Below are 17,596 nucleotides of genomic sequence, written 5' to 3' on the forward strand. Positions count from 1 at the left end.
ATGTCCTAAACACTGATAGTGCGGCATTGTCAGTTGGTCGGGTGTAGTCCAGGGTCATTCGTTCCGTCGTGTGACCGAGGTAATGCATCACTCCGTCTGCGAGGCACCGTTATTTAATGCAACGGTGGCGAAGTAATGGCGGAATGCGTGCGGGTGCATGTAGGTGCCATTGACGATGTTAACCTTGCTACACAAGTAGCGTGGTCGGCTTGTCGATACCGGTGTTCCCAGCTGGTCCAGCCAAAGCCAGTCGTATTTTTCTCCAGTGCGACCATTTCGGCGGCGGATGTTTTTGGACATGAGTATGGCATGATGGAGGATTTCAACCATTTTACCGTCAAGGGCGATAGTTCGATTACTCCCAAGAGTTTTTAAAGGCTGTGGTCCTTCCTCGTCTATGAGCCGCTGGTGTCTGATATTTACCAGTGCAATTTCAGCGTTGTTGACTTCGTCCTTTCTAAATTCGATATCATCGACCATGAGACCCAATACCTCGCCTCGCCGCATGCCGGTATTTGCCATCACGGCAATCATATCAAATTCATACTGCGTCAAAACCTCTTGCGCTGTCACCAGCCAATCAGCAATCTTATCCGCGTCGACTTCAACCTTCACCGGCGTTATGCGGGGGATGCTTAAACCTAAAATGTGATTGCGGTCTAGCATTTCGTTTTTGACGGCGTCATTCATGATGCCTTTTAGGCGGTCGTACATTGACTTTAGGGTGGAAGGCGCAAACCCATCATCTCGATATTTATTCAGCAGTCGTTGGACGAGTGGCCGTCTAATGTCAATCAGCTTCATGTTGCCGATTGTCTTCTTCCAGTAGTTGTTATAGAGTTGTGTGGCGATTGCAGCGGTCCCTGGTCGCCACGATCCGGAACTAGTCTTCTGTTCCAATTGCTGCCTCCACGCCTGGTCTAATGTGATTTGTCCAGTTCGTATGTTGGCGTAATTGTCCACTGCTAGATCACGCTCAAACGTCTTAAGGACAGCCTCCGCGTCTCGGACAGAACGTAGTCCCTGTTTACTGAACTCATCTGCCTTTCCGTACATATTTCTAAATCCTTCGCGCACACGGTAACGTGTGCCTTTTTTTAGTTTCGTAGCTGTAAACGTTGGGGTGACGCGGTACTGGTGTATATTCTCGTTTCTCTGCCATTTTTGTTCCTCCTCGAAATCTGTACGAATACCCATATGCGTACAAACGTATGTTCGGCGCGACTGTTAAATAAAAGCCATAAATGGGCATCTATTTTTGCTTATTTAGTTGATGGGCCTTTTTTTCTAAAATCTTTCTAAAATCTTTTTAAAGCGGCGGGGGGTTGTGGAATTCTTAAGTAAAGTTATTTCTACTGTTCCAAATCTAGAATAATTAAGGTGTTTTATGGGGAAAATAGCCTTATACATGAAAGTATTAAATGATTTTATATTTTTTTAGCATTTTATTGTTTATAAGGGATTCTCTAGATAGTTCTGTAGACACGAATGACAGTACATCTAAACTTTCAGGCTTTTTATCGTGAATAATTTCAGAGTATTCAGAGAACATTGATTCTAAGATAGAAACAGATGCTTTTTCTATAACATTCGAAGGTATTTTTTTTAATGTCATCTTTTATATATCTAAAAAAAATTCTCCTTGAATTTGTTCATATCTTTTATTAGTTAAATTTGATTGTGATTCATCATAAATACATAAAAGCAACTTTAGATTTAAGTCGGATTGTATTCTAAATAATGATTGCAGTGACATAATGTTTCGAGTAATGAAGGAGTAGAGAATTTGATTATATAAAGTTTCTACGTCAAACAACATTGCTGAGTATAAATTATTATTTGAATACCGTTTTGTGATTTCGACAAGCGTGTAGGTTTCAACCAGTAAATTTAAAAACTGTTTGTCTTTACTACTAGTAATAATTTTTGATTTTGGTAAATACTCATTCTCGAGCTTTTTTTATTTCATCAACTGTATTTTGCAAATTCATTTATTTGTAATTTCCCCTAGAATATTTATCCAAAAGCTGATCTATATAATTAGCTTTTCCAGTTCTTTTTTTTTGTTTGTGCATTTTTATTGGATTTACTCTCGTTTTCGTTTATTTCTGTCGAGGATTCTTCAGAATTATCTTTAAAGTTCTTTAGTAATTCTTCGGCCTTTTTAATAAAAATGAGTAGAGCGGTATCATCGGCACGATAAAGTTCAGATATTAATCTAGCGATTATTTGTGGCCTAGCCTTTAATAAATAGTCTTTAATTTCTATTTTCAGAGGTAAGCTGTCAACAAAAGGTTTTATATCAATATTATGTTTAAAAATATCAGTAGATTTTAAAATAGCTCCATATATTGAAATAAGATTATATCGAACTTCAATTGTCGTAGATGATTTGGTTAGATTGGAAATGTTTTGAAGTGCTAATTGCTCAGTGGTTTGATTTTTGAGATTCGTCATATTTTTCAATCTCCTGTAATAGCTCAACTGTAATTTCGTCTATAGCATTTTTTTAAGGTGGCATTGTTGCCGTTTGATATAACGTAATTTAATCGTTGCGTAGCTAATCCATCTTGCTTTGGAAAAACTGATGAAAATTTGTGAAATTTTGAAAAATGGTCTGAATTTTCGATGTCGGACTTTATAGCGGCTTCTCTTGAAGCTTTTTTTATCGTATTTAGTGAAAATAATTCCCAAGTTATGAATTGGTTTTATGAAAAAAAAGTGTCGACAAAAGTGCCCTTAATTTTGTCTATCACTTCGCTAAGTAAATCAATCCCCAAAGCAGAATATGCATCGGGTTTGACAGGATGATATAGAAATCGCTGGCTAGTGCTGCTGAGATTGTGTAAGACGAATATGTTGGGGGACAATCAATTAATATAAAGTCGAAACCTCCATCACCCGTCAAATTATACGCCTGAATTGTGTTTCTTAAAGATTGTTCAGTATCTCCATTTGAGTTTTTCCGTAAAAAAACAGAATCTAGGCTCCCAGGGATAATGCTTAAAGTTGATGTTAGTTCCACAATTAACTGATCTTTGTCTGGGGGAGTCACTTTGCTTTCATTATACAAATTATTTATTGAAGGTAAATTTTCCACCTTATCATGCATGTCTTTAACTGTAGAAACTTTTGAGGTGTCAATTACGTCGTAAATTTCAAAAATACTTTGCGTTAAGTTTGCTTGCGGATCTAAATCAACTAGCAGTACTTTTTTTTATTGTACTTATCAGAGGATAGTAGTATGCCAATTTCCTTGGTTAAAGTTGTTTTTGCTACCCCACCTTTCATATTAATGAAACTAATTACTTTTCCCGCCATAATGCTTCCTCCTAATTATACATTTAGTGTTTATTGGTCTTAGTCTCAGCTATATGTATTTTAGACAATATCAAAATTTTGCATCTTTACATTCCCAGCAGCTGCTTCTTCTTTGCGTCGAATGTGTTAAATAAAAGCCCCAAGTAGGGGCAGGTCGTTAAATTGTGTACCAAGTGAAATGACGATAGTCGCTATACATTGAGTGACCGAATGCCTGTTTGCCAACCCAGAATGTGGTGTATTTTAGGTCGGCATCTTTTTTTCTTACCAGTAATTTTTTTGAATAGACGCGTCGGCAGAATTGATTGCCGAAATAGCGTCGGATGTTTTTTTGGTCATCGGAATTGTTGTAGAAACCAACATAGGTCAGAACCTTTAACGTTCCATCTTTATGATATGTGATTTTCCGTACTGATAATGCCCAAGTAAAAGCATCGTCCGGATCAGTCTGTGTCTGATTGCCATTATCATCCAATGTGCCTTTGGCCCAACCTTTGTCTAGCCAAAGCTGATGGGCAATTTCCTTATTGATCTTGGCAAGATTAGCGGCCTGCTTAGCTTTCTTAGCTGCTTTCTTGCTGGAGTTTTTGTCCGCCTTTATCTTGGAAGCCTGGGCTTCCTGATTTTTGCTGGCGGATGTGTCGGGATCCTTCGGCATTGATACTAGGAATAATACGATCCCAGCTACCAGCGCAATTCCTGCAATGCCAGACCATCGCAAATATTTATGTCTGTTTGTTGTGCTGATTCCCCCCATGATTAGGAGAACCAATCCGCAAATCAACGCCACTACAATGACGAGAAAAAAAATAGTGTATACAAACTTCTCACTCCCAGAATTTATTTGTAGTACTCCAAAATCTTTTGTTCCGCCGCGTCGCGAAGGCATGATGCAGGGCCAATGCGTTCATAAACACATCGACGTTGGCATTTTCTTGGTCAACGTCTTGAAAATAGGCAGGGACAAGTAAGCTAAGTCCGTACATGTTGGCCGCCATTTCCATCCGGCCCTCGTACGGACTGTATCTTAGGATACCCACATCTCCATTTTCGATGTGCCCTATTTCGTGTGCAAGTTGAAACGGCAGCTCCCGCGGCTGGTGCCAGATAGAATTAATGAGCACCATTCTGGAATCGCAATCGCTCATCGGCACAGAGAAAGGAGTCTTCATCGGTTGTATGATAACTCCGATATGATCGTCCAGGGCAATGTTAATCATTCTGCTTAGCAAATCGTTCATTTATCATCACCCCCACGGGTGCGACGAATAATCTGTTTGAATAGTTCAATGTCGTCTGGATCAACCGGACGCCCTTGGTAGGAAAGGAACGGGTTATCATCGTCCAGGTCTACTCCGTCGTCACCGTGTAGTGAATCGCTGTTGCCAATCAGGTAGTCAGTAGACACATCAAATAAACTGGCAATCGTTTTTAGGGTGGCGTAGTCTGGCTGACGTTTCCCGGATTCGTATGCTGTATATGCTGGCCTAGTAATGCCAATTCGCTTTGCGACATCACTTTGGGTTAGGTGTTTTGCGTTCCGTAATTCTCTCAAACGTTCTGGTAACATATCGCACCTCCTATCGACTAAATAGTAACAGATTGCGACACCAAAAAAAGATTCGATTCGTTACAATATTCAGTTGACATGTAACGAACCGTGACGTACTATAATAAACGTAACAGATCGACACATGGAAATGAGGTGATTTACTTGTTGGTATGGTTGAAGGACAAGCGTGAAGCGATGGGCAAGACTCAGAAGGAAATTGCCGAGATGGCGGGGCTTAACCGCGTAGCGTACAACCAGTATGAAAATGGTGTGCGCCACCCAAACGTAGCGGCAGCCAAGAAAATCGGTAAGGCCATGGACTTTGATTGGACCCTTTTTTTTGCAGATGAGGGTAACACTTCGACACCAAGCCGTAAGCAAGTTGTTAAGGAGGCTTAGTGATGAATCCAATTGACATCATAGCTAGACGCTTGGCCGAAGCAACGGTTGAAATTTTAATCGGTGCACTGTTGTTCCTTTCTGACTGGTGGCCGATGAAAGTGTTGGCTTGCGTGGCGCTTGGAACCGGCGTTGGAGCGGTCGTTCTCACGTTGGTTGCAGCACACGATGATTAGAGCAGCTTCTTCAACAGTGGTTTGTAGAGCAAGAATATGGCTTCAATGAGCCAGCCGAGAACATTAGCTAGCTTGGCCGCAATGCCATCTTTCCTGATGCCTAAATAGCCAACAAGATTTTGGGGCCAGTAGACGAAAAAAACGGATCCAAAAAGCTGGCGCGAAGTTTTCATTCCAGCGAGCGTCGTAGTAGTCGACAAGGTTATCCATCATGGCGAGTTGCTGCAGCGCAAATTGTTTGATCTTGCTCGGAAAGTTATCTATTAAATCAGCACTTGTTGCTTGGAACATGGGCCCAAGATCGCGAACTACCGGAGTGAATGCGTGTAAATTACCCGATGCGCGGCGATACAGTTCTCGGAAAGTGCCATTGCTTGGCCTTTCTGGGTTGGAAGACACAAGCCATGCGTCAAATTGTTTGCTTAATGCAAGGGCACTGTCCTTGTCAGATTTAGTTAGAAGCACTCTAACAACCACAATAACGATGATGAGCACGGTCAATGCAATGTATTCCATAATTTCTACCTCACAGTTTTGATTTAATTATCCATCTAGCTTAGCTAACAAACAATGGAAGGAGGCGACACGATGACATTTACTACGGTGCTACAAATACTGATCTTAGCTGCCAATCTGCTAAATCTATTGCTCATCATAAAAATCAGCAAGGATTAGCTTTGAATGTTTCCAACCAGTGATGCGCTTGTTAGTCCTGATGAATATGTGAGGAAGGTGTAATTATGGATCCAATTGAAATTATAACCAACACGTACTTGGACAACCTGGACAAGGAAGATCCGCATGATGACCAGGACGATTGGGACGAAGACGACCCCGAGGTCGTCGAGCGGATAGCCAAGATGAACGGAGGTGATCAAGATGACCAAAGCAAAAATGATTGAAATCGTGATGGGATACCGAGACGACAAGCCACGTGATTTCTGGGAAAGCATGGACGAGGATACGCTGGCCAACATCATCGAGCTGGAAAAGATTCGGCTAAAGCAGCAGGCCAGTGACGCGGTTGCCACCTTAGCCTAACTACATGTTCCCACCGAACCGGCAATACCGGCAACAGCCGTGGTACAGCGGCTAAGGAGGTGACGCAAGTTTGGAAGTAGACATCTTTAAAGAGTTGGACGCAGCACTCGAACGTACAGGAATTACCCGCGCAGGTCTGGCGCGCCAGTTGCACATCGCCAAAGGGACGGTCAGCAACTGGGAACACCAGAGCGGTCGCGTGCCGGTGGGAATGTTGCTAAAGATTTCGGGAGTGCTGGCGGATACACGATTTAAGTATGCAGCGGCTAGTTACTGCTTCCACATACCGCTCATGAGCAATACACATTATGAAGAAACGGCGTTTGGTCGCTATGCGGCACTGATGAAGGCCGAGGGCAAACGACAAGAGATGGACCAGCCCATGATCCAAGTGATCAGCAAGGGCCGCGAATATCGCACCGATATGGACCGGCGATATATACGCAAATACACCAAGGCATTGGACGAACAGATTGCCGAGCTAATCAGCTTGAAGCTCAACCTCGCCGATGAATGGCACCTTGAAGGAGGTAACGACGATGGACGCAACGATTGAAATTGATGAAACCGAAGCAAAAGAGCTGCTGTATCGCGCCGCCCTAGCCAAGATGAGCACCGAGCAGGCAGATGAAATTCTGAACGACATGCTGCCACAACGGTTGATGACGCAGGCGGAACTTGCCAAGGAGGTTCTGCACGTGAGCCCGGGTAACACACGAGCCATCGAAGGCTACATCTACCAGCCCGGTTTTCCACATGTGGTACAGGAAGGCCGTGGTGAGGGCAAGCGGAACACTTGGAAGTATTACCGACCCGCGGTCCAGAAGTGGCTACGGGAACATCAAGAGGAGGCATGAGCATGTATGTACTGATTATCGGCGCGATTGTTGTTGGCGGTATCTGGGCCAACGGTTTCGCGCACAAAGGGCGCCGAGCACCCGATTGGGTCAACCGACTGCTTTGGAACGACGAGGAGGACGAGAAATGGTAATGACCATGAGTGCACTAAAAAAAGGCCTTGGGTGCGGGAACACCAAAGGCCGACGTTGAGAACTCCGTAAAAGATTCAACACCATCATTATACACCCGAATGCTGGGTTTGCGGGACAAGTTGGGGCATTTTCACGACACCAAGAAGCTCCAAGCCGCTAACGCGACCATGCGGGGTGACTACCTCAACAGTGAGCACCTGCGGTATCGGGCGGATGCATACAACGAAGCAATGATGATGTTGGACGCACAACTTAGTGAGTGGGCAAAAGAGAACGAGGAGGATCATGCACATGGCTAATGCAATTATCGAATCAGTCACCAAGCGGGTGGCAGACATGCAACAGAACGAGGGCCTGCAGTTGCCGAAGGGATACAGCGCCACTAACGCCCTGCAGTCAGCTTGGCTAGAGCTATCGGACAACTCTAAAGGCCAGTCGCTACTAGAGAAGACCACACCAGAAAGCCAAGCTAAGGCGCTGCTAGGCATGGTGATTCAGGGTCTAAGCCCAGCCAAGCACCAAGTTTACTTTATCCCCTACGGTCAAGAGCTAACGCTCACCCGGTCATACTTCGGCAGCCTAGCCATTCTCCAGCGGCTGGACAACGTTTCAAAAGTTTGGGCCGAAGTAATCCGTGACGGTGACCGCTGGGACGTCCGGAGCGAAGATGGTCGGCTAGCAGTTGACTGGCAGCCCAAAGTTGAAGCACTGGACAACGACATTGTTGCCGCGTATGCAGTCATTCGCGACACAGACGGTGTTGACACCTACACGCTGATGACCCGGAAGCAAATCGACCAAAGTTGGAGCCACTCCAAGAATCATAAAGTGCAGCAGGAGTTCGGCGACCAAATGGCAAAACGGACGGTGCTCAACCGCGCGGCGAAGTTCTTCGTCAACTCCAGCTCCGACAACGACCTGCTCTTGGGTGCCATCAACGACACCACCGAAAACGAGTACGACGATGAGCAAACCGACCGCCGCGACGTGACCACAGGAAGCTCCATTGACAACCTTATCAACGAGGCACCAAAGGCCGCACCACGGGTAGCAAAGAAGCCAGCACCAAAGCAAATTGACAATTCAAACGAGGTGATTACTAATGCCAACAGCACAAGCGGAGCAAACCGAACTCCTGCAGCCGAAACCAACCTCTTCAGCCAAGAGCCACCGATTCAGGCTGACCAAGGCTAACTACTACAGCAACGACGCCAACGACCGGTACATGTCCTTTTCCTTGTACAAGAAGTTTCAGGCATGTGAGGCGGAGGCCATGGCGGAGTTACGCGGTGAGTGGACGCCTAAGCGGGATCTAACGCCGTTACTGGTAGGCAACTACCTTCACAGCTACTTTGAGGGGCCCAAAGCCCATCAGCGATTCATTGATGAGCACCCGGAAATTATTTCTACGCGGGGTGCCTCCAAAGGAAAACTCAAGAAGGACTTCGTAGTAGCGGAAGACATGATCAACGCCCTAGACGGTGACCCAGAATTCCGGCGTCTGTATAAAGGCCGCAAGGAAATGATTGTGAAGGGTGAACTGAACGGCGTGAAGTGGATGGGCAAGTTAGACTGCTTGCGTCCGGATCACGGCATGATTCTAGACCTCAAGACAGCCGTGGACCTACACAAGAAGTTCTGGCTAACCGATGACGGTCGATGGGGTAACTTCATCGAGGCCCGCGGTACATCACCCAGATGGCGATTTACCAAGAGTTGACCAACCAGCGCTTCGGTATCCGCCCCAACGTAGTCATTGTTGGGGTCACCAAGCAGAGCCCACCAGACAAGGCCGCTATCCCAATCGACCAATACGCGATGAATTATGCACTAGACGATGTGATCAACACGCAGGAGCGTATCCAGGCCCTGCGTGATGGCACCGAAGAACCAACGCGGTGTGAGCAGTGCGACTACTGCCGCTCCACGAAGCACCTAGAGGTCGTGAGCCTCGATAGCCTGATTGATTAAGCGAGGTGATTACCAGCATGGATTACTTCAAACAACGTCGAGCGTACCGCCAGTGGAAGCAAAACGAGGGGAGCATCGCTAGAGGCCAGAACGATGTGTATCGAGAATTACTCGACTACGCAAACGATGAAGGCCATCTCGATGAGCCATTCAAGCTTCGCAACTCGGCACTCTGCGACTGGACAGGACTAAGCCTACAAGGTGTCATCAAAGCACGAAACGATCTGGTTAATCTCGGACTGATTGAGTACAAGCCCGGGAAGAAGAATAAATCGACCCCAACGTATCAAATCAAGAAGCTTTATTACACTAATTCGCCCGGAAAGAGTAACAACAATCAAGGTTATTACACTAAACGGACCGAAAAGTATAACCAAAGTGTAACAACTGGTTCACCAAAAGTAGAACAACCAGTAGAACAAAGTACCTTACTAGTACATGACCATGACTTGACTAGTAATAATAATACTTCGCGCGCGGAGACTTCCTTCGAGCAAGATTTTGAAAAACTCTGGAACGCTTACCCACGGAGAAGTGGCAAAGCCAAGGCCAAGGCCGCATACCAGCCAAGCCGTACTTGCCCAAGAAACCACCGCGGACGCAATCATGGCGAAGATTGACGAGTACAAGGCCCAGATTAAGGCCAAGAACACCGGTACCGCGTACATCAAGACCGGCGGAAATTGGTTCGACGAGAAAGGCTGGCTGGACGATTACGACGCCACGCCAGAGCCGGTGGTCACTCGCAATGGTAAGCGGGCAGAGCCAGAACCAGATTGGGTCAAGCCGGGCTACGAACGGCCGAAAGAAGCAGTTAGCGCCGACACCCAGCAGCAGTTAGACGAACAGCTTGCCCAGTTGCGGGCACAGCGGGAGCAACGACAGAAAGAGAGTGAGCAGGCATGAATGAACCACGAGAATTTAATTTTAAAGGCTGGCCGGTGCGAACCGTGCTGGTTGGTGATGAACCAATGTTTGTTGGCAAGGACGTAGCCGGGGTGCTGGGTTACAGCAGACCCGCAAACGCCGTCAGCAAGTATGTTCCGGAGAAGTACAAAGGGGTCACCAAATTGATGACCCCCGGAGGTCAGCAGGATTTCGTCACGATTAGCGAGGCTGGCCTGTATAAGCTGATTTTTAAATCCGACATGCCCAACGCCGAAGAATTTAGCGATTGGGTTTCGGAAGACGTACTGCCATCAATTCGCAAGCATGGGGCCTACATGACATCGGCGGCAATCGAACGGGCCTTACTTAACCCCGACACGGTTATCGAACTGGCCACCGAACTCAAGCAGGAACGGGCAGCGCGGATGAACTTGGAGGGTGAGAACACGCGACTTCGACCAAAGGCGCTGTTTGCCGATGCGGTGAGTGCTAGCGATACAACGATTCTGGTTGGTGACCTGGCCAAGTTGCTACGGCAAAACGGCGTCGAGATTGGCGCTAACCGACTGTTCAAGTGGCTACGGCGGAACGGTTACCTGATTCGTCGCGAGGGTGCCGATTACAACTCGCCAACGCAGAAGGCGGTAGATCAGGGCCTGTTCAAAATCAAAGAATCAACGCACATCAACGGCGACGGTAACCCAATCGTGACCAAAACACCGCGTGTGACTGGCAAGGGCCAACGATATTTTCTAGACAAGTTTTTAACACCGGAGGTATTAGCATGACACACAAAGATTTACGAGGACTAACCCCGGGCGACATCATCGCCGACCGGCCAGGCAGTAACAATCTTGATGGTCAACTAGCCAAGGTGATTGAGCAGGGCCCAGATTATACGGCCGTAGAAATCACATACGGCGTGGACTATGGCCACATTGTGCGTCTACGCCGGGATGGCTTGCTAGACCGGGTGCACGTGATTGGACGGGCCGTACATGTCGCAGAATAACCGCATAGTGATTCCATTGCCGCTAGCGACACTCAACCAGTACATCAGCGCCGAGCGCACCAACCGGTTCAAGGCGGCCAAGATAAAGCACAACGCGACTAACATCGCCAAGATGTTCACGGTCAAGGCCATTCGTGAGGGCGTGACGTTTCGCTGGGGTGTACCGCTACGGTTCGACTGGTACTGCGCCGACAAGCGAAGTGATCCAGACAACATTGCTTTTCAGCACAAGTTCGTGTTTGACGGCATGATGGCCGCGGGATTCTTGGAGAACGATAACTGGGCGCACATCGTCGAGCTAAACGACCGCTTCTTTATCGACAAAAAGCGGCCACGAGTGGAGGTATACGAAATTGGAGAATAAAGAGCAGCACGTTTATGGCGTGCAACTGAAAAGTGGTATATGGGTTGCCTGCTTGAATCAAGTTTTGAAAGCACAGGCAATTGCTGATAAATACGAGGATGCGGAAGTAATTCCGCTGTAATACGGAGGGCTAATAGTGATTAATCAAACAGTTTTGGTCGGTAGGCTGGTAGCCGACGTAGAGCTTCGGTATACGCAGTCTGGGACGGCCGTGGGCCAGTTTCGGCTGGCAGTCGACCGTAACTACACCAACCAGCAAGGTGAGCGGGAAACAGACTTCATCAACTGTGTGATGTGGCGCAAGACCGCGGAGAACTTCTCCAACTTCACGCATAAGGCTCCTTGGTTGGTATCACGGGCAGCATTCAAACTCGGACGTACACCAACCAGCAAGACCAAAAAATTTATGTAACAGAAGTGCTAGCCGATAGCTTCCAACTCTTGGAGCCGCGCAACCAATCGCAGACTTCACCACAACAGCAGAGCACGCCACCAGCACAGGACACGACTAATCGGACACAGCCACGGCAAACGCCGCCACAGAGCCAGCCACAACCAAATACGACCGGGTCAGCGACTGGATTTGACCCTGGTGACTTGCCATTTTAGGGAGGGCAATCATGTCAAATAGAACTAGAACAACTGTCGGTAAGACATATGGCCACTTGACCGTGATTAAAGACCTGGGTGTCTCCGGTGTTAGATCATATGACCATTTGTGGCTATGGCAATGCGACTGTGGAGCTGAGATTACTGGCACAAGATACGGTATGGTTACCAGCCGTACACGTATGGGTAAGGCCCCATTTTGTGGCAATCTGGAGCGTCACCCTGAAATCGAAGCAGAAGACACCTCAGGTAGAAGCGACGCCGTGCCCGCACCGGGTGACGAAGTCAAAATATTAGCTTTTGATACCAACGAGTTTGGCCGTATTAACGGTATTGGCCAAGTCTTAAAGGTGTATACACATTCTGCAATGGTTGCAAGCGATAGCTTATCCCGAGAGCTAAATGGACGCGTAATTGTCCCGTTTAGGCGCTTAAAGGTTATATCGCGATCCGGGAAGCCAATAAAGCAAAACCAAATTATCACTGGGTGGTGAGTAAACATGAATCGCAAGAAGCGTGAAATTCAGCAGCGACACCGACACAGTCCGGCAATGGAACGCGAGCGTGAGCGTAAGGCGGCCATTGAGCGCGCTATTGAGCAGTATGAGGCCGACAAGTTAGTTCGTGACCGTACAGCCGCGGAGATGCACGCACGGCGCGTTCGTTGGCCGAAGCTGCTAGAGGCGGTACACAAAGCCGAGCACAAGTACGGCAGTATCACATTGACACCAATCGATAGCGCGGAAATTCGTGCGATCCACGAGCTTATAGGCGTGGAAGCTGAACCAGACGGGCCGGCGGTCACAGAGATGCAGCGGACGTACTACCGGGTGTACAAGTCGATGCCAAATCAACGAGTAGCTGCCAAGGCGCTGGGCATTGGCAGGCAAATATTGCAAGACGCAATCGTGGCAGTCGAAGAAAATGGAGGACTTGGAAAATGAGTTTATATGCAGTTAAGGATAAAGATGGAGATTTATGGGGCCGAGCTTACGACAAACCCGAAACAACGAAAACTTTTCGTACATGGACTGACCCTAGTGATGCTGAGTTCACGCGGTCGGTAAATTATCCCGACGGTGACGTCGTCGAGCTGGTCGAGAAACTAGAGCTAGTGGAAGTGAGCGAGAAGGTCGGGGGGTTGCTGGCCGGATTGCGTTCGGAAATTACGGTCGGGTCAACGGGGCACTACGCTAACTATTACGTCCGCAATCTTAGAATTATTCACGATATGTCCATCGAAGATATTTTCCGCGCACTGGACGTCGGCTGGACGGTCAAGCAACCGCAGCGGTGGTACGTCAAAGCACCTAAGGAATGGAGTGGCAGAGGCGAACGGCAACGATTTTTTTAAGAGCGCCAACGATAGCATTGATGCCATTGTAGAAAGTGCTGCCGATAACTCCACTGACGAGCAGTTTACCTCCGAGGAAATCGATAAGTACCACCTGGGCGGATTTGAGACAGTGGAGGTGACCAAACATGCAGAAGCCAATTCTTGATATGACTGCAGGTTCTCGAATGTTCTGGTGGGACAAGCACAACCCACTGGCAATCTTTATGGATAGGCGTCGTGCGAAGTTTACTATCCCAGACCGCAGTCATGGACGAGCGGATGGAACACGGGAAATTGATATAGCCCCGGATGTTCAGTGGGACTGGGCTAAGGATGGACTGCCGTATCCCGATGCCAGTTTTTCGCTGGTAGTCTTCGATCCTCCGCATCTTGTACATGCCGGCTCCAAAAGCTGGCTACGTGCAAAGTATGGTGTGTTAACGGATACCTGGCGCGAAGATTTAAGACGTGGCATGGACGAAGCCATGCGCGTCTTAATACCATATGGAATCGTGATGTTTAAGTGGAATGATGAACAAATTAAATTGTCAGAAGTGCTCAAGGCCATTGACCGCAAACCAATATTTGGTGACAAGAAGGCAAAGACACATTGGTTGGTATTCATGAAAGAGGCGGATAAATGAAACGAGAGATTAAGTTCAGAGTTTGGGACCATAACACGGATACGATGATGATTCCCGATAATTTTGAGTTTTACGATGGCAAAATTGGCTGGATTGATGCAAGCAAAGAAGCAGGACCGGGCAATGATGGTTGTCCAGATCAGTTCGAGATTATGCAGTACACCGGCCTACACGACAGCAACGGCAAGGAAATTTACGAAGGTGATGTACTGCGTGATGAAAATGGCGACCTTTACCGAGTTAAATTTGACGGCGGCCAGTTCCAGCCACTGTTGCGTTATGGCGGCACACAGGTGGCCATCGAGAGCATTGCCGACATGGCAGACTACAGCAGTGTCATCGGCAACATTTACGAGAACGCTGACTTGCTGGAGGAGCGCAATGGCCGAAACCTTTAGAGAGTATATCGGCGGTCTGGTCTACGAAGCTAACCGCAACCTGACGCCGGACGACTGGAAGCGTGCTACGGGTGACACGCCGCACGCCACACATCCATGCCGGTACTACATGAGGCGATACCGCTATCAGAAAGCCCAACACTGGTACTACCTGGTACGCGATGGCGATTACATCGTGGAGCTACCAAACTACCACGGTCCGGAAGCCAAGTGGACGACGGCAGAGTGCAAGCGCGTGGATCCCGAACACAAATACGAGAGAATCTTAGTGGAGGACGAAAATGGACAATCAACAATTTACTGATGATGCACGCCGACTGGTAAAGGACTACGCCAACGGCATGGGCAAGCGGGTCCGCGTGACTGATGACATGGTGTATGTGGTGTGGTCATGCAAGACACTGCAAAACAACAAGGCTATGCTGTCGACCTCGCGGCCAGATGGTATGTACTACGAGGTCACATACAACGGTGATAAGCACGAAATGTACCTGGATGCGTACAGCCATGTGGAAAACGTCGAGTACGATGTTGGGGTTATCGAGTAATGGCTGAGCTAACTCAGGAAGAGAAGGATTATAACGCGTGGTGGATGTCGCGGTTTGACGCCGACCATTGCAAGGTGATACGGCTGTATAACCACCATCATAAAGTTCAGGAGTACACCACGGCCAATGCTCGGTATTCCGATATGGAAGACGCCGAGTGCGCTTACTGGGTGGCCACACAGGCTCACCAGACGGTTACCCGGGTCATGGTGGACGACAAGACGTTTAAGCGGATTAACGGCAGGATTCAGATAATTGCAAATATGTAGAAAAAAAGCATCAAAAAAAGAGCCATCTTTCGATAGCTCCCGCAAACACTCAGCAGTGTAATTATATCAGTTTTTTTTAGGTCAGCGGGGGAAATTGCATGAGAATAAGTGGGCTATACAAGCGACTAGACCGAGAAGCTACGGCAGTTGCGGCAGAAGACTTACTGCTTGATTATCATCATCGTTGGGCGCGGTATCAGGGTTACAAGATGGCCGGACTGCAGTCACCAGAGATTAGCGGCATGCCCCGGTCAGATACCGTGGGCAATCACGTGGAGGACAAAATCATTACCGGACTTGCCGATGAGGAGTACGTTGACCGCTGCCAGAAGACCGTGGCGCTCATGCAGGACGCCACGGAAGCCGACATCATCAAGTACACGTACATGGTGGCCATGCCGAGCATAGAGGCCACGGCCGAGCATGTGGGACTAACATACAGTGGCTATAAAAAGGCCAAACCTAAAGCACTGCTGTCATTTGCGGAATTCTGGCCCGATGAGCTGCTGATTTATGACTAAATGCGTTTTTTTGTCCAGGTTTAGGGTAGGTTCAGGGTAGATTGAGGGAAGATTCAGTCCACATTTTGGGTAGGTTTAGGGTAGGTCAAGGGAAGGTGGACGGCGGTATTCTTATATCGTGCAAAACGTTAGGAAGCGCGAGCACAGGTGCAAATGGTCTTAGACATGATGACCTCCTTTCAGCGCGCGGTGGCTGCACAAGTGCCGTGCGTTGTTGCCGGGCCCTCCTCGTCCCGGCATTCATCACAACCCAACTCCAAAAGGTACGCATATTGGCATGACGACGTTAACCCAGACGTCCACCGCGGTTCGAGTCCGTCGGCACGCATAGTCGCTAACCATACACCTGGGATGCGACGAGTATCACTGTGGCGGAATAGGTAGACGCTTAGTTAGGTGAGCTAGCTACGGTTAGCAACCATATTGGCTGACAACCAATTGGTGATCATCATGTCGGGTGCAAATCCCGACCAGCGATATTATGTCACTGAATTTCATAGGCACTCCTTTTTTTTGTAGCATTCCCGAACAAACTGGGGTACTATTTTTTTTAGGAGGAAAATTCAATGACAGATAACGAAAAGGCAATTTTCAAGATTATAGTCTCCGATGGTGTAGAAGGGACAGGTCAGCCGGGCACTCCGCCGATGATCATTGGCCCTACGCTAACTCTTAACATGCCTGTTGTGCCAACTGCTCTTTCATTCAATGTAGCAGTTTTGGCATATAAAATGGATTTTTCAGAGCCTCAAAAGCTTCAGCTATCCATTATTAGCCACGATAAGCCCACTGAAAGTATTCAGACAATAGCTGGCAATTTACCGGCGATGACAGGTCCTGTTGGAACGATGGTATTTAATTTCGGAGTGCATAACACCGTTTTTCATAAAGTTGGAGCATACGATGTTCTTGTTTCCATTAATGATAAGGAAGTAGCACGAGATACCTTCTGGACAACAAACACGGGTTCAACTAATGGAACAAATAAAGACATTTCGAGAGACTAGTACTGGTGGAACAATGTGGCTAAACATGCCAGTTTTGAAGGCTGCTACACCACTTATCATAGCAACTAGCATTATGATTGGGCAAAACCAACCGAGTCAGATTACCACGAATATTGGCCGGACGATTACGATAGAAGGTGCCAAAAATACTTGGCAGAAACCAATCAACTTTTTGTCGGAGGGAAACGCGATGTCCAAGGATGTTAAGGCTTCAAATGGAAACAATGATTCATACAGCTTTGACCCCATTGATTATGGCAAGCTTTCTCAGCGAGTTGAATCAATGGATAAGAAAATTGATTCAATAGTGCAAGCCTTGATAAGCTACCAACAAAAGATTGGGTCGAAAAAGAGATGCTTAAAAAGCAGGTAGACAAGATTAATAGGTCGACAAATATTAGGCTAACGATCGCCGGTATTGTTATAACTATAGTGCTGGCAATATTGAATCACTTATGAAAGTAAGTTACTTGCAGGCACTTTAGCATTTTTATTTACCTGAGCACTCCGCCAAACGGTGAGGTGCTATTTTTATAAATAATTTCAGG

The 17,596-nt window shown here is 47.3% G+C and carries 33 protein-coding genes and 2 pseudogenes; 27 read left to right on the forward strand and 8 right to left on the reverse strand.

Annotated features, from left to right (window positions below):
* Nucleotides 1-87 precede the first annotated feature (87 nt).
* The 7 genes from JCM12539_RS05865 to JCM12539_RS05885 form a co-directional block, all read right to left on the reverse strand.
* The gene (locus JCM12539_RS05865; protein ID WP_162204040.1) at nt 88-900 is read right to left on the reverse strand and encodes a tyrosine-type recombinase/integrase; all 813 of its coding nucleotides are present in this window, start codon (nt 898-900) and stop codon (nt 88-90) included.
* A gap of 1,140 nt (nt 901-2,040) precedes the next feature.
* Nucleotides 2,041-2,457, reverse strand: a complete 417-nt coding sequence (locus JCM12539_RS05870; RefSeq protein ID WP_054649957.1) for a hypothetical protein — start codon at nt 2,455-2,457, stop codon at nt 2,041-2,043.
* Nucleotides 2,458-2,752: 295 nt separating this feature from the next.
* A complete protein-coding gene (locus tag JCM12539_RS15120) occupies nt 2,753-3,208 on the reverse strand; it encodes a ParA family protein (RefSeq protein WP_082405365.1) in 456 nt (151 codons plus the stop codon).
* Nucleotides 3,202-3,321 (reverse strand): ParA family protein, encoded by a 120-nt coding sequence (locus JCM12539_RS14625; protein ID WP_156302078.1) that lies wholly within the window; start codon nt 3,319-3,321, stop codon nt 3,202-3,204. Before JCM12539_RS14625 ends, JCM12539_RS15120 begins: the two co-directional genes overlap by 7 nt.
* Nucleotides 3,322-3,478: 157 nt before the next feature.
* On the reverse strand, nt 3,479-4,078 hold the full coding sequence (locus JCM12539_RS05875; protein WP_156302079.1) for a hypothetical protein: 600 nt from the start codon (nt 4,076-4,078) through the stop codon (nt 3,479-3,481).
* Between the two features lie 70 nt (nt 4,079-4,148).
* Nucleotides 4,149-4,562, reverse strand: a complete 414-nt coding sequence (locus tag JCM12539_RS05880; RefSeq protein ID WP_054649961.1) for an ImmA/IrrE family metallo-endopeptidase — start codon at nt 4,560-4,562, stop codon at nt 4,149-4,151.
* Nucleotides 4,559-4,891, reverse strand: coding sequence for a helix-turn-helix domain-containing protein (locus JCM12539_RS05885; RefSeq protein WP_054649963.1), 333 nt, complete (start codon nt 4,889-4,891; stop codon nt 4,559-4,561). Before JCM12539_RS05885 ends, JCM12539_RS05880 begins: the two co-directional genes overlap by 4 nt.
* Nucleotides 4,892-5,035: 144 nt before the next feature.
* Here JCM12539_RS05885 and JCM12539_RS05890 point away from each other — a divergent pair, with 144 nt between their 5' ends.
* Together JCM12539_RS05890 and JCM12539_RS13125 are read left to right on the forward strand one after the other, a co-directional pair.
* Entirely contained in the window at nt 5,036-5,272 is a 237-nt protein-coding gene (locus tag JCM12539_RS05890; protein WP_156302080.1) for a helix-turn-helix domain-containing protein, read from the forward strand.
* A 2-nt stretch (nt 5,273-5,274) separates the two neighbouring features.
* Nucleotides 5,275-5,448, forward strand: coding sequence for a hypothetical protein (locus tag JCM12539_RS13125; protein ID WP_156302081.1), 174 nt, complete (start codon nt 5,275-5,277; stop codon nt 5,446-5,448).
* A gap of 63 nt (nt 5,449-5,511) precedes the next feature.
* Here JCM12539_RS13125 and JCM12539_RS05895 read toward each other — a convergent pair whose 3' ends face one another.
* A complete protein-coding gene (locus JCM12539_RS05895; RefSeq protein ID WP_054649965.1) occupies nt 5,512-5,964 on the reverse strand; it encodes a hypothetical protein in 453 nt (150 codons plus the stop codon).
* 224 nt (nt 5,965-6,188) lie between these two features.
* Here JCM12539_RS05895 and JCM12539_RS13130 point away from each other — a divergent pair, with 224 nt between their 5' ends.
* The 25 genes and pseudogenes from JCM12539_RS13130 (at nt 6,189) to JCM12539_RS06010 (ending at nt 17,421) form a co-directional block, all read left to right on the forward strand.
* The gene (locus tag JCM12539_RS13130; protein ID WP_156302082.1) at nt 6,189-6,350 is read left to right on the forward strand and encodes a hypothetical protein; all 162 of its coding nucleotides are present in this window, start codon (nt 6,189-6,191) and stop codon (nt 6,348-6,350) included.
* On the forward strand, nt 6,328-6,489 hold the full coding sequence (locus JCM12539_RS13135) for a hypothetical protein (RefSeq protein WP_156302083.1): 162 nt from the start codon (nt 6,328-6,330) through the stop codon (nt 6,487-6,489). Before JCM12539_RS13130 ends, JCM12539_RS13135 begins: the two co-directional genes overlap by 23 nt.
* A gap of 70 nt (nt 6,490-6,559) precedes the next feature.
* Nucleotides 6,560-7,045 carry a helix-turn-helix domain-containing protein gene (locus tag JCM12539_RS05900; RefSeq protein WP_054649967.1) on the forward strand — a complete coding sequence of 162 codons (486 nt, stop codon included), beginning with the start codon at nt 6,560-6,562 and terminating at the stop codon, nt 7,043-7,045.
* Entirely contained in the window at nt 7,029-7,346 is a 318-nt protein-coding gene (locus JCM12539_RS05905) for a hypothetical protein (protein WP_054649969.1), read from the forward strand. Before JCM12539_RS05900 ends, JCM12539_RS05905 begins: the two co-directional genes overlap by 17 nt.
* A gap of 2 nt (nt 7,347-7,348) precedes the next feature.
* The gene (locus tag JCM12539_RS14630; protein ID WP_263849754.1) at nt 7,349-7,480 is read left to right on the forward strand and encodes a hypothetical protein; all 132 of its coding nucleotides are present in this window, start codon (nt 7,349-7,351) and stop codon (nt 7,478-7,480) included.
* Nucleotides 7,481-7,507: 27 nt separating this feature from the next.
* Nucleotides 7,508-7,780 carry a hypothetical protein gene (locus tag JCM12539_RS05910; protein WP_054649971.1) on the forward strand — a complete coding sequence of 91 codons (273 nt, stop codon included), beginning with the start codon at nt 7,508-7,510 and terminating at the stop codon, nt 7,778-7,780.
* Nucleotides 7,773-8,675, forward strand: a complete 903-nt coding sequence (locus JCM12539_RS05915; RefSeq protein ID WP_082405366.1) for a RecT family recombinase — start codon at nt 7,773-7,775, stop codon at nt 8,673-8,675. Before JCM12539_RS05910 ends, JCM12539_RS05915 begins: the two co-directional genes overlap by 8 nt.
* A 79-nt stretch (nt 8,676-8,754) precedes the next feature.
* Nucleotides 8,755-9,452: pseudogene (locus tag JCM12539_RS05920) on the forward strand (PD-(D/E)XK nuclease-like domain-containing protein).
* Between the two features lie 17 nt (nt 9,453-9,469).
* Nucleotides 9,470-10,072: a helix-turn-helix domain-containing protein gene (locus tag JCM12539_RS05925; protein WP_054649973.1), complete on the forward strand. Its 603-nt coding sequence runs from the start codon at nt 9,470-9,472 to the stop codon at nt 10,070-10,072.
* Nucleotides 10,059-10,358, forward strand: a complete 300-nt coding sequence (locus JCM12539_RS05930) for a hypothetical protein (RefSeq protein ID WP_054649975.1) — start codon at nt 10,059-10,061, stop codon at nt 10,356-10,358. The genes JCM12539_RS05925 and JCM12539_RS05930 overlap by 14 nt, the downstream gene beginning before the upstream one ends.
* Nucleotides 10,355-11,128 carry a phage antirepressor gene (locus tag JCM12539_RS05935; RefSeq protein ID WP_054649977.1) on the forward strand — a complete coding sequence of 258 codons (774 nt, stop codon included), beginning with the start codon at nt 10,355-10,357 and terminating at the stop codon, nt 11,126-11,128. Before JCM12539_RS05930 ends, JCM12539_RS05935 begins: the two co-directional genes overlap by 4 nt.
* Nucleotides 11,125-11,352: a hypothetical protein gene (locus JCM12539_RS05940; protein WP_054649979.1), complete on the forward strand. Its 228-nt coding sequence runs from the start codon at nt 11,125-11,127 to the stop codon at nt 11,350-11,352. The genes JCM12539_RS05935 and JCM12539_RS05940 overlap by 4 nt, the downstream gene beginning before the upstream one ends.
* Nucleotides 11,339-11,716, forward strand: coding sequence for a RusA family crossover junction endodeoxyribonuclease (locus tag JCM12539_RS05945; RefSeq protein WP_054649981.1), 378 nt, complete (start codon nt 11,339-11,341; stop codon nt 11,714-11,716). Before JCM12539_RS05940 ends, JCM12539_RS05945 begins: the two co-directional genes overlap by 14 nt.
* On the forward strand, nt 11,706-11,837 hold the full coding sequence (locus JCM12539_RS14635; protein ID WP_263849755.1) for a hypothetical protein: 132 nt from the start codon (nt 11,706-11,708) through the stop codon (nt 11,835-11,837). Before JCM12539_RS05945 ends, JCM12539_RS14635 begins: the two co-directional genes overlap by 11 nt.
* A 15-nt stretch (nt 11,838-11,852) precedes the next feature.
* Nucleotides 11,853-12,325, forward strand: a pseudogene (gene ssb / locus JCM12539_RS05950) (single-stranded DNA-binding protein).
* Nucleotides 12,326-12,825: 500 nt separating this feature from the next.
* Complete coding sequence (locus tag JCM12539_RS05960) at nt 12,826-13,269, forward strand: hypothetical protein (RefSeq protein WP_054649985.1); 444 nt, start codon at nt 12,826-12,828, stop codon at nt 13,267-13,269.
* On the forward strand, nt 13,266-13,679 hold the full coding sequence (locus JCM12539_RS05965; RefSeq protein ID WP_054649987.1) for a hypothetical protein: 414 nt from the start codon (nt 13,266-13,268) through the stop codon (nt 13,677-13,679). Before JCM12539_RS05960 ends, JCM12539_RS05965 begins: the two co-directional genes overlap by 4 nt.
* 128 nt (nt 13,680-13,807) lie before the next feature.
* The gene (locus tag JCM12539_RS05975) at nt 13,808-14,305 is read left to right on the forward strand and encodes a hypothetical protein (RefSeq protein WP_054649991.1); all 498 of its coding nucleotides are present in this window, start codon (nt 13,808-13,810) and stop codon (nt 14,303-14,305) included.
* Complete coding sequence (locus JCM12539_RS05980; protein WP_054649993.1) at nt 14,302-14,703, forward strand: YopX family protein; 402 nt, start codon at nt 14,302-14,304, stop codon at nt 14,701-14,703. The genes JCM12539_RS05975 and JCM12539_RS05980 overlap by 4 nt, the downstream gene beginning before the upstream one ends.
* Nucleotides 14,687-15,007 carry a hypothetical protein gene (locus tag JCM12539_RS05985; RefSeq protein WP_054649995.1) on the forward strand — a complete coding sequence of 107 codons (321 nt, stop codon included), beginning with the start codon at nt 14,687-14,689 and terminating at the stop codon, nt 15,005-15,007. Before JCM12539_RS05980 ends, JCM12539_RS05985 begins: the two co-directional genes overlap by 17 nt.
* Nucleotides 14,985-15,251 carry a DUF6275 family protein gene (locus tag JCM12539_RS05990; protein ID WP_054649998.1) on the forward strand — a complete coding sequence of 89 codons (267 nt, stop codon included), beginning with the start codon at nt 14,985-14,987 and terminating at the stop codon, nt 15,249-15,251. The genes JCM12539_RS05985 and JCM12539_RS05990 overlap by 23 nt, the downstream gene beginning before the upstream one ends.
* A complete protein-coding gene (locus JCM12539_RS05995) occupies nt 15,251-15,520 on the forward strand; it encodes a hypothetical protein (RefSeq protein WP_054650000.1) in 270 nt (89 codons plus the stop codon). Before JCM12539_RS05990 ends, JCM12539_RS05995 begins: the two co-directional genes overlap by 1 nt.
* 98 nt (nt 15,521-15,618) lie before the next feature.
* Nucleotides 15,619-16,041: an ArpU family phage packaging/lysis transcriptional regulator gene (locus JCM12539_RS06000; RefSeq protein WP_054650003.1), complete on the forward strand. Its 423-nt coding sequence runs from the start codon at nt 15,619-15,621 to the stop codon at nt 16,039-16,041.
* Between the two features lie 566 nt (nt 16,042-16,607).
* Nucleotides 16,608-17,048 (forward strand): DUF6941 family protein, encoded by a 441-nt coding sequence (locus JCM12539_RS06005; protein ID WP_054650005.1) that lies wholly within the window; start codon nt 16,608-16,610, stop codon nt 17,046-17,048.
* Between the two features lie 25 nt (nt 17,049-17,073).
* Nucleotides 17,074-17,421: a hypothetical protein gene (locus tag JCM12539_RS06010; RefSeq protein WP_156302084.1), complete on the forward strand. Its 348-nt coding sequence runs from the start codon at nt 17,074-17,076 to the stop codon at nt 17,419-17,421.
* Nucleotides 17,422-17,596 lie beyond the last annotated feature (175 nt).

This window comes from Lacticaseibacillus pantheris DSM 15945 = JCM 12539 = NBRC 106106 (assembly GCF_001311175.1).
Classification (GTDB): Bacteria; Bacillota; Bacilli; order Lactobacillales; family Lactobacillaceae; genus Lacticaseibacillus; species Lacticaseibacillus pantheris.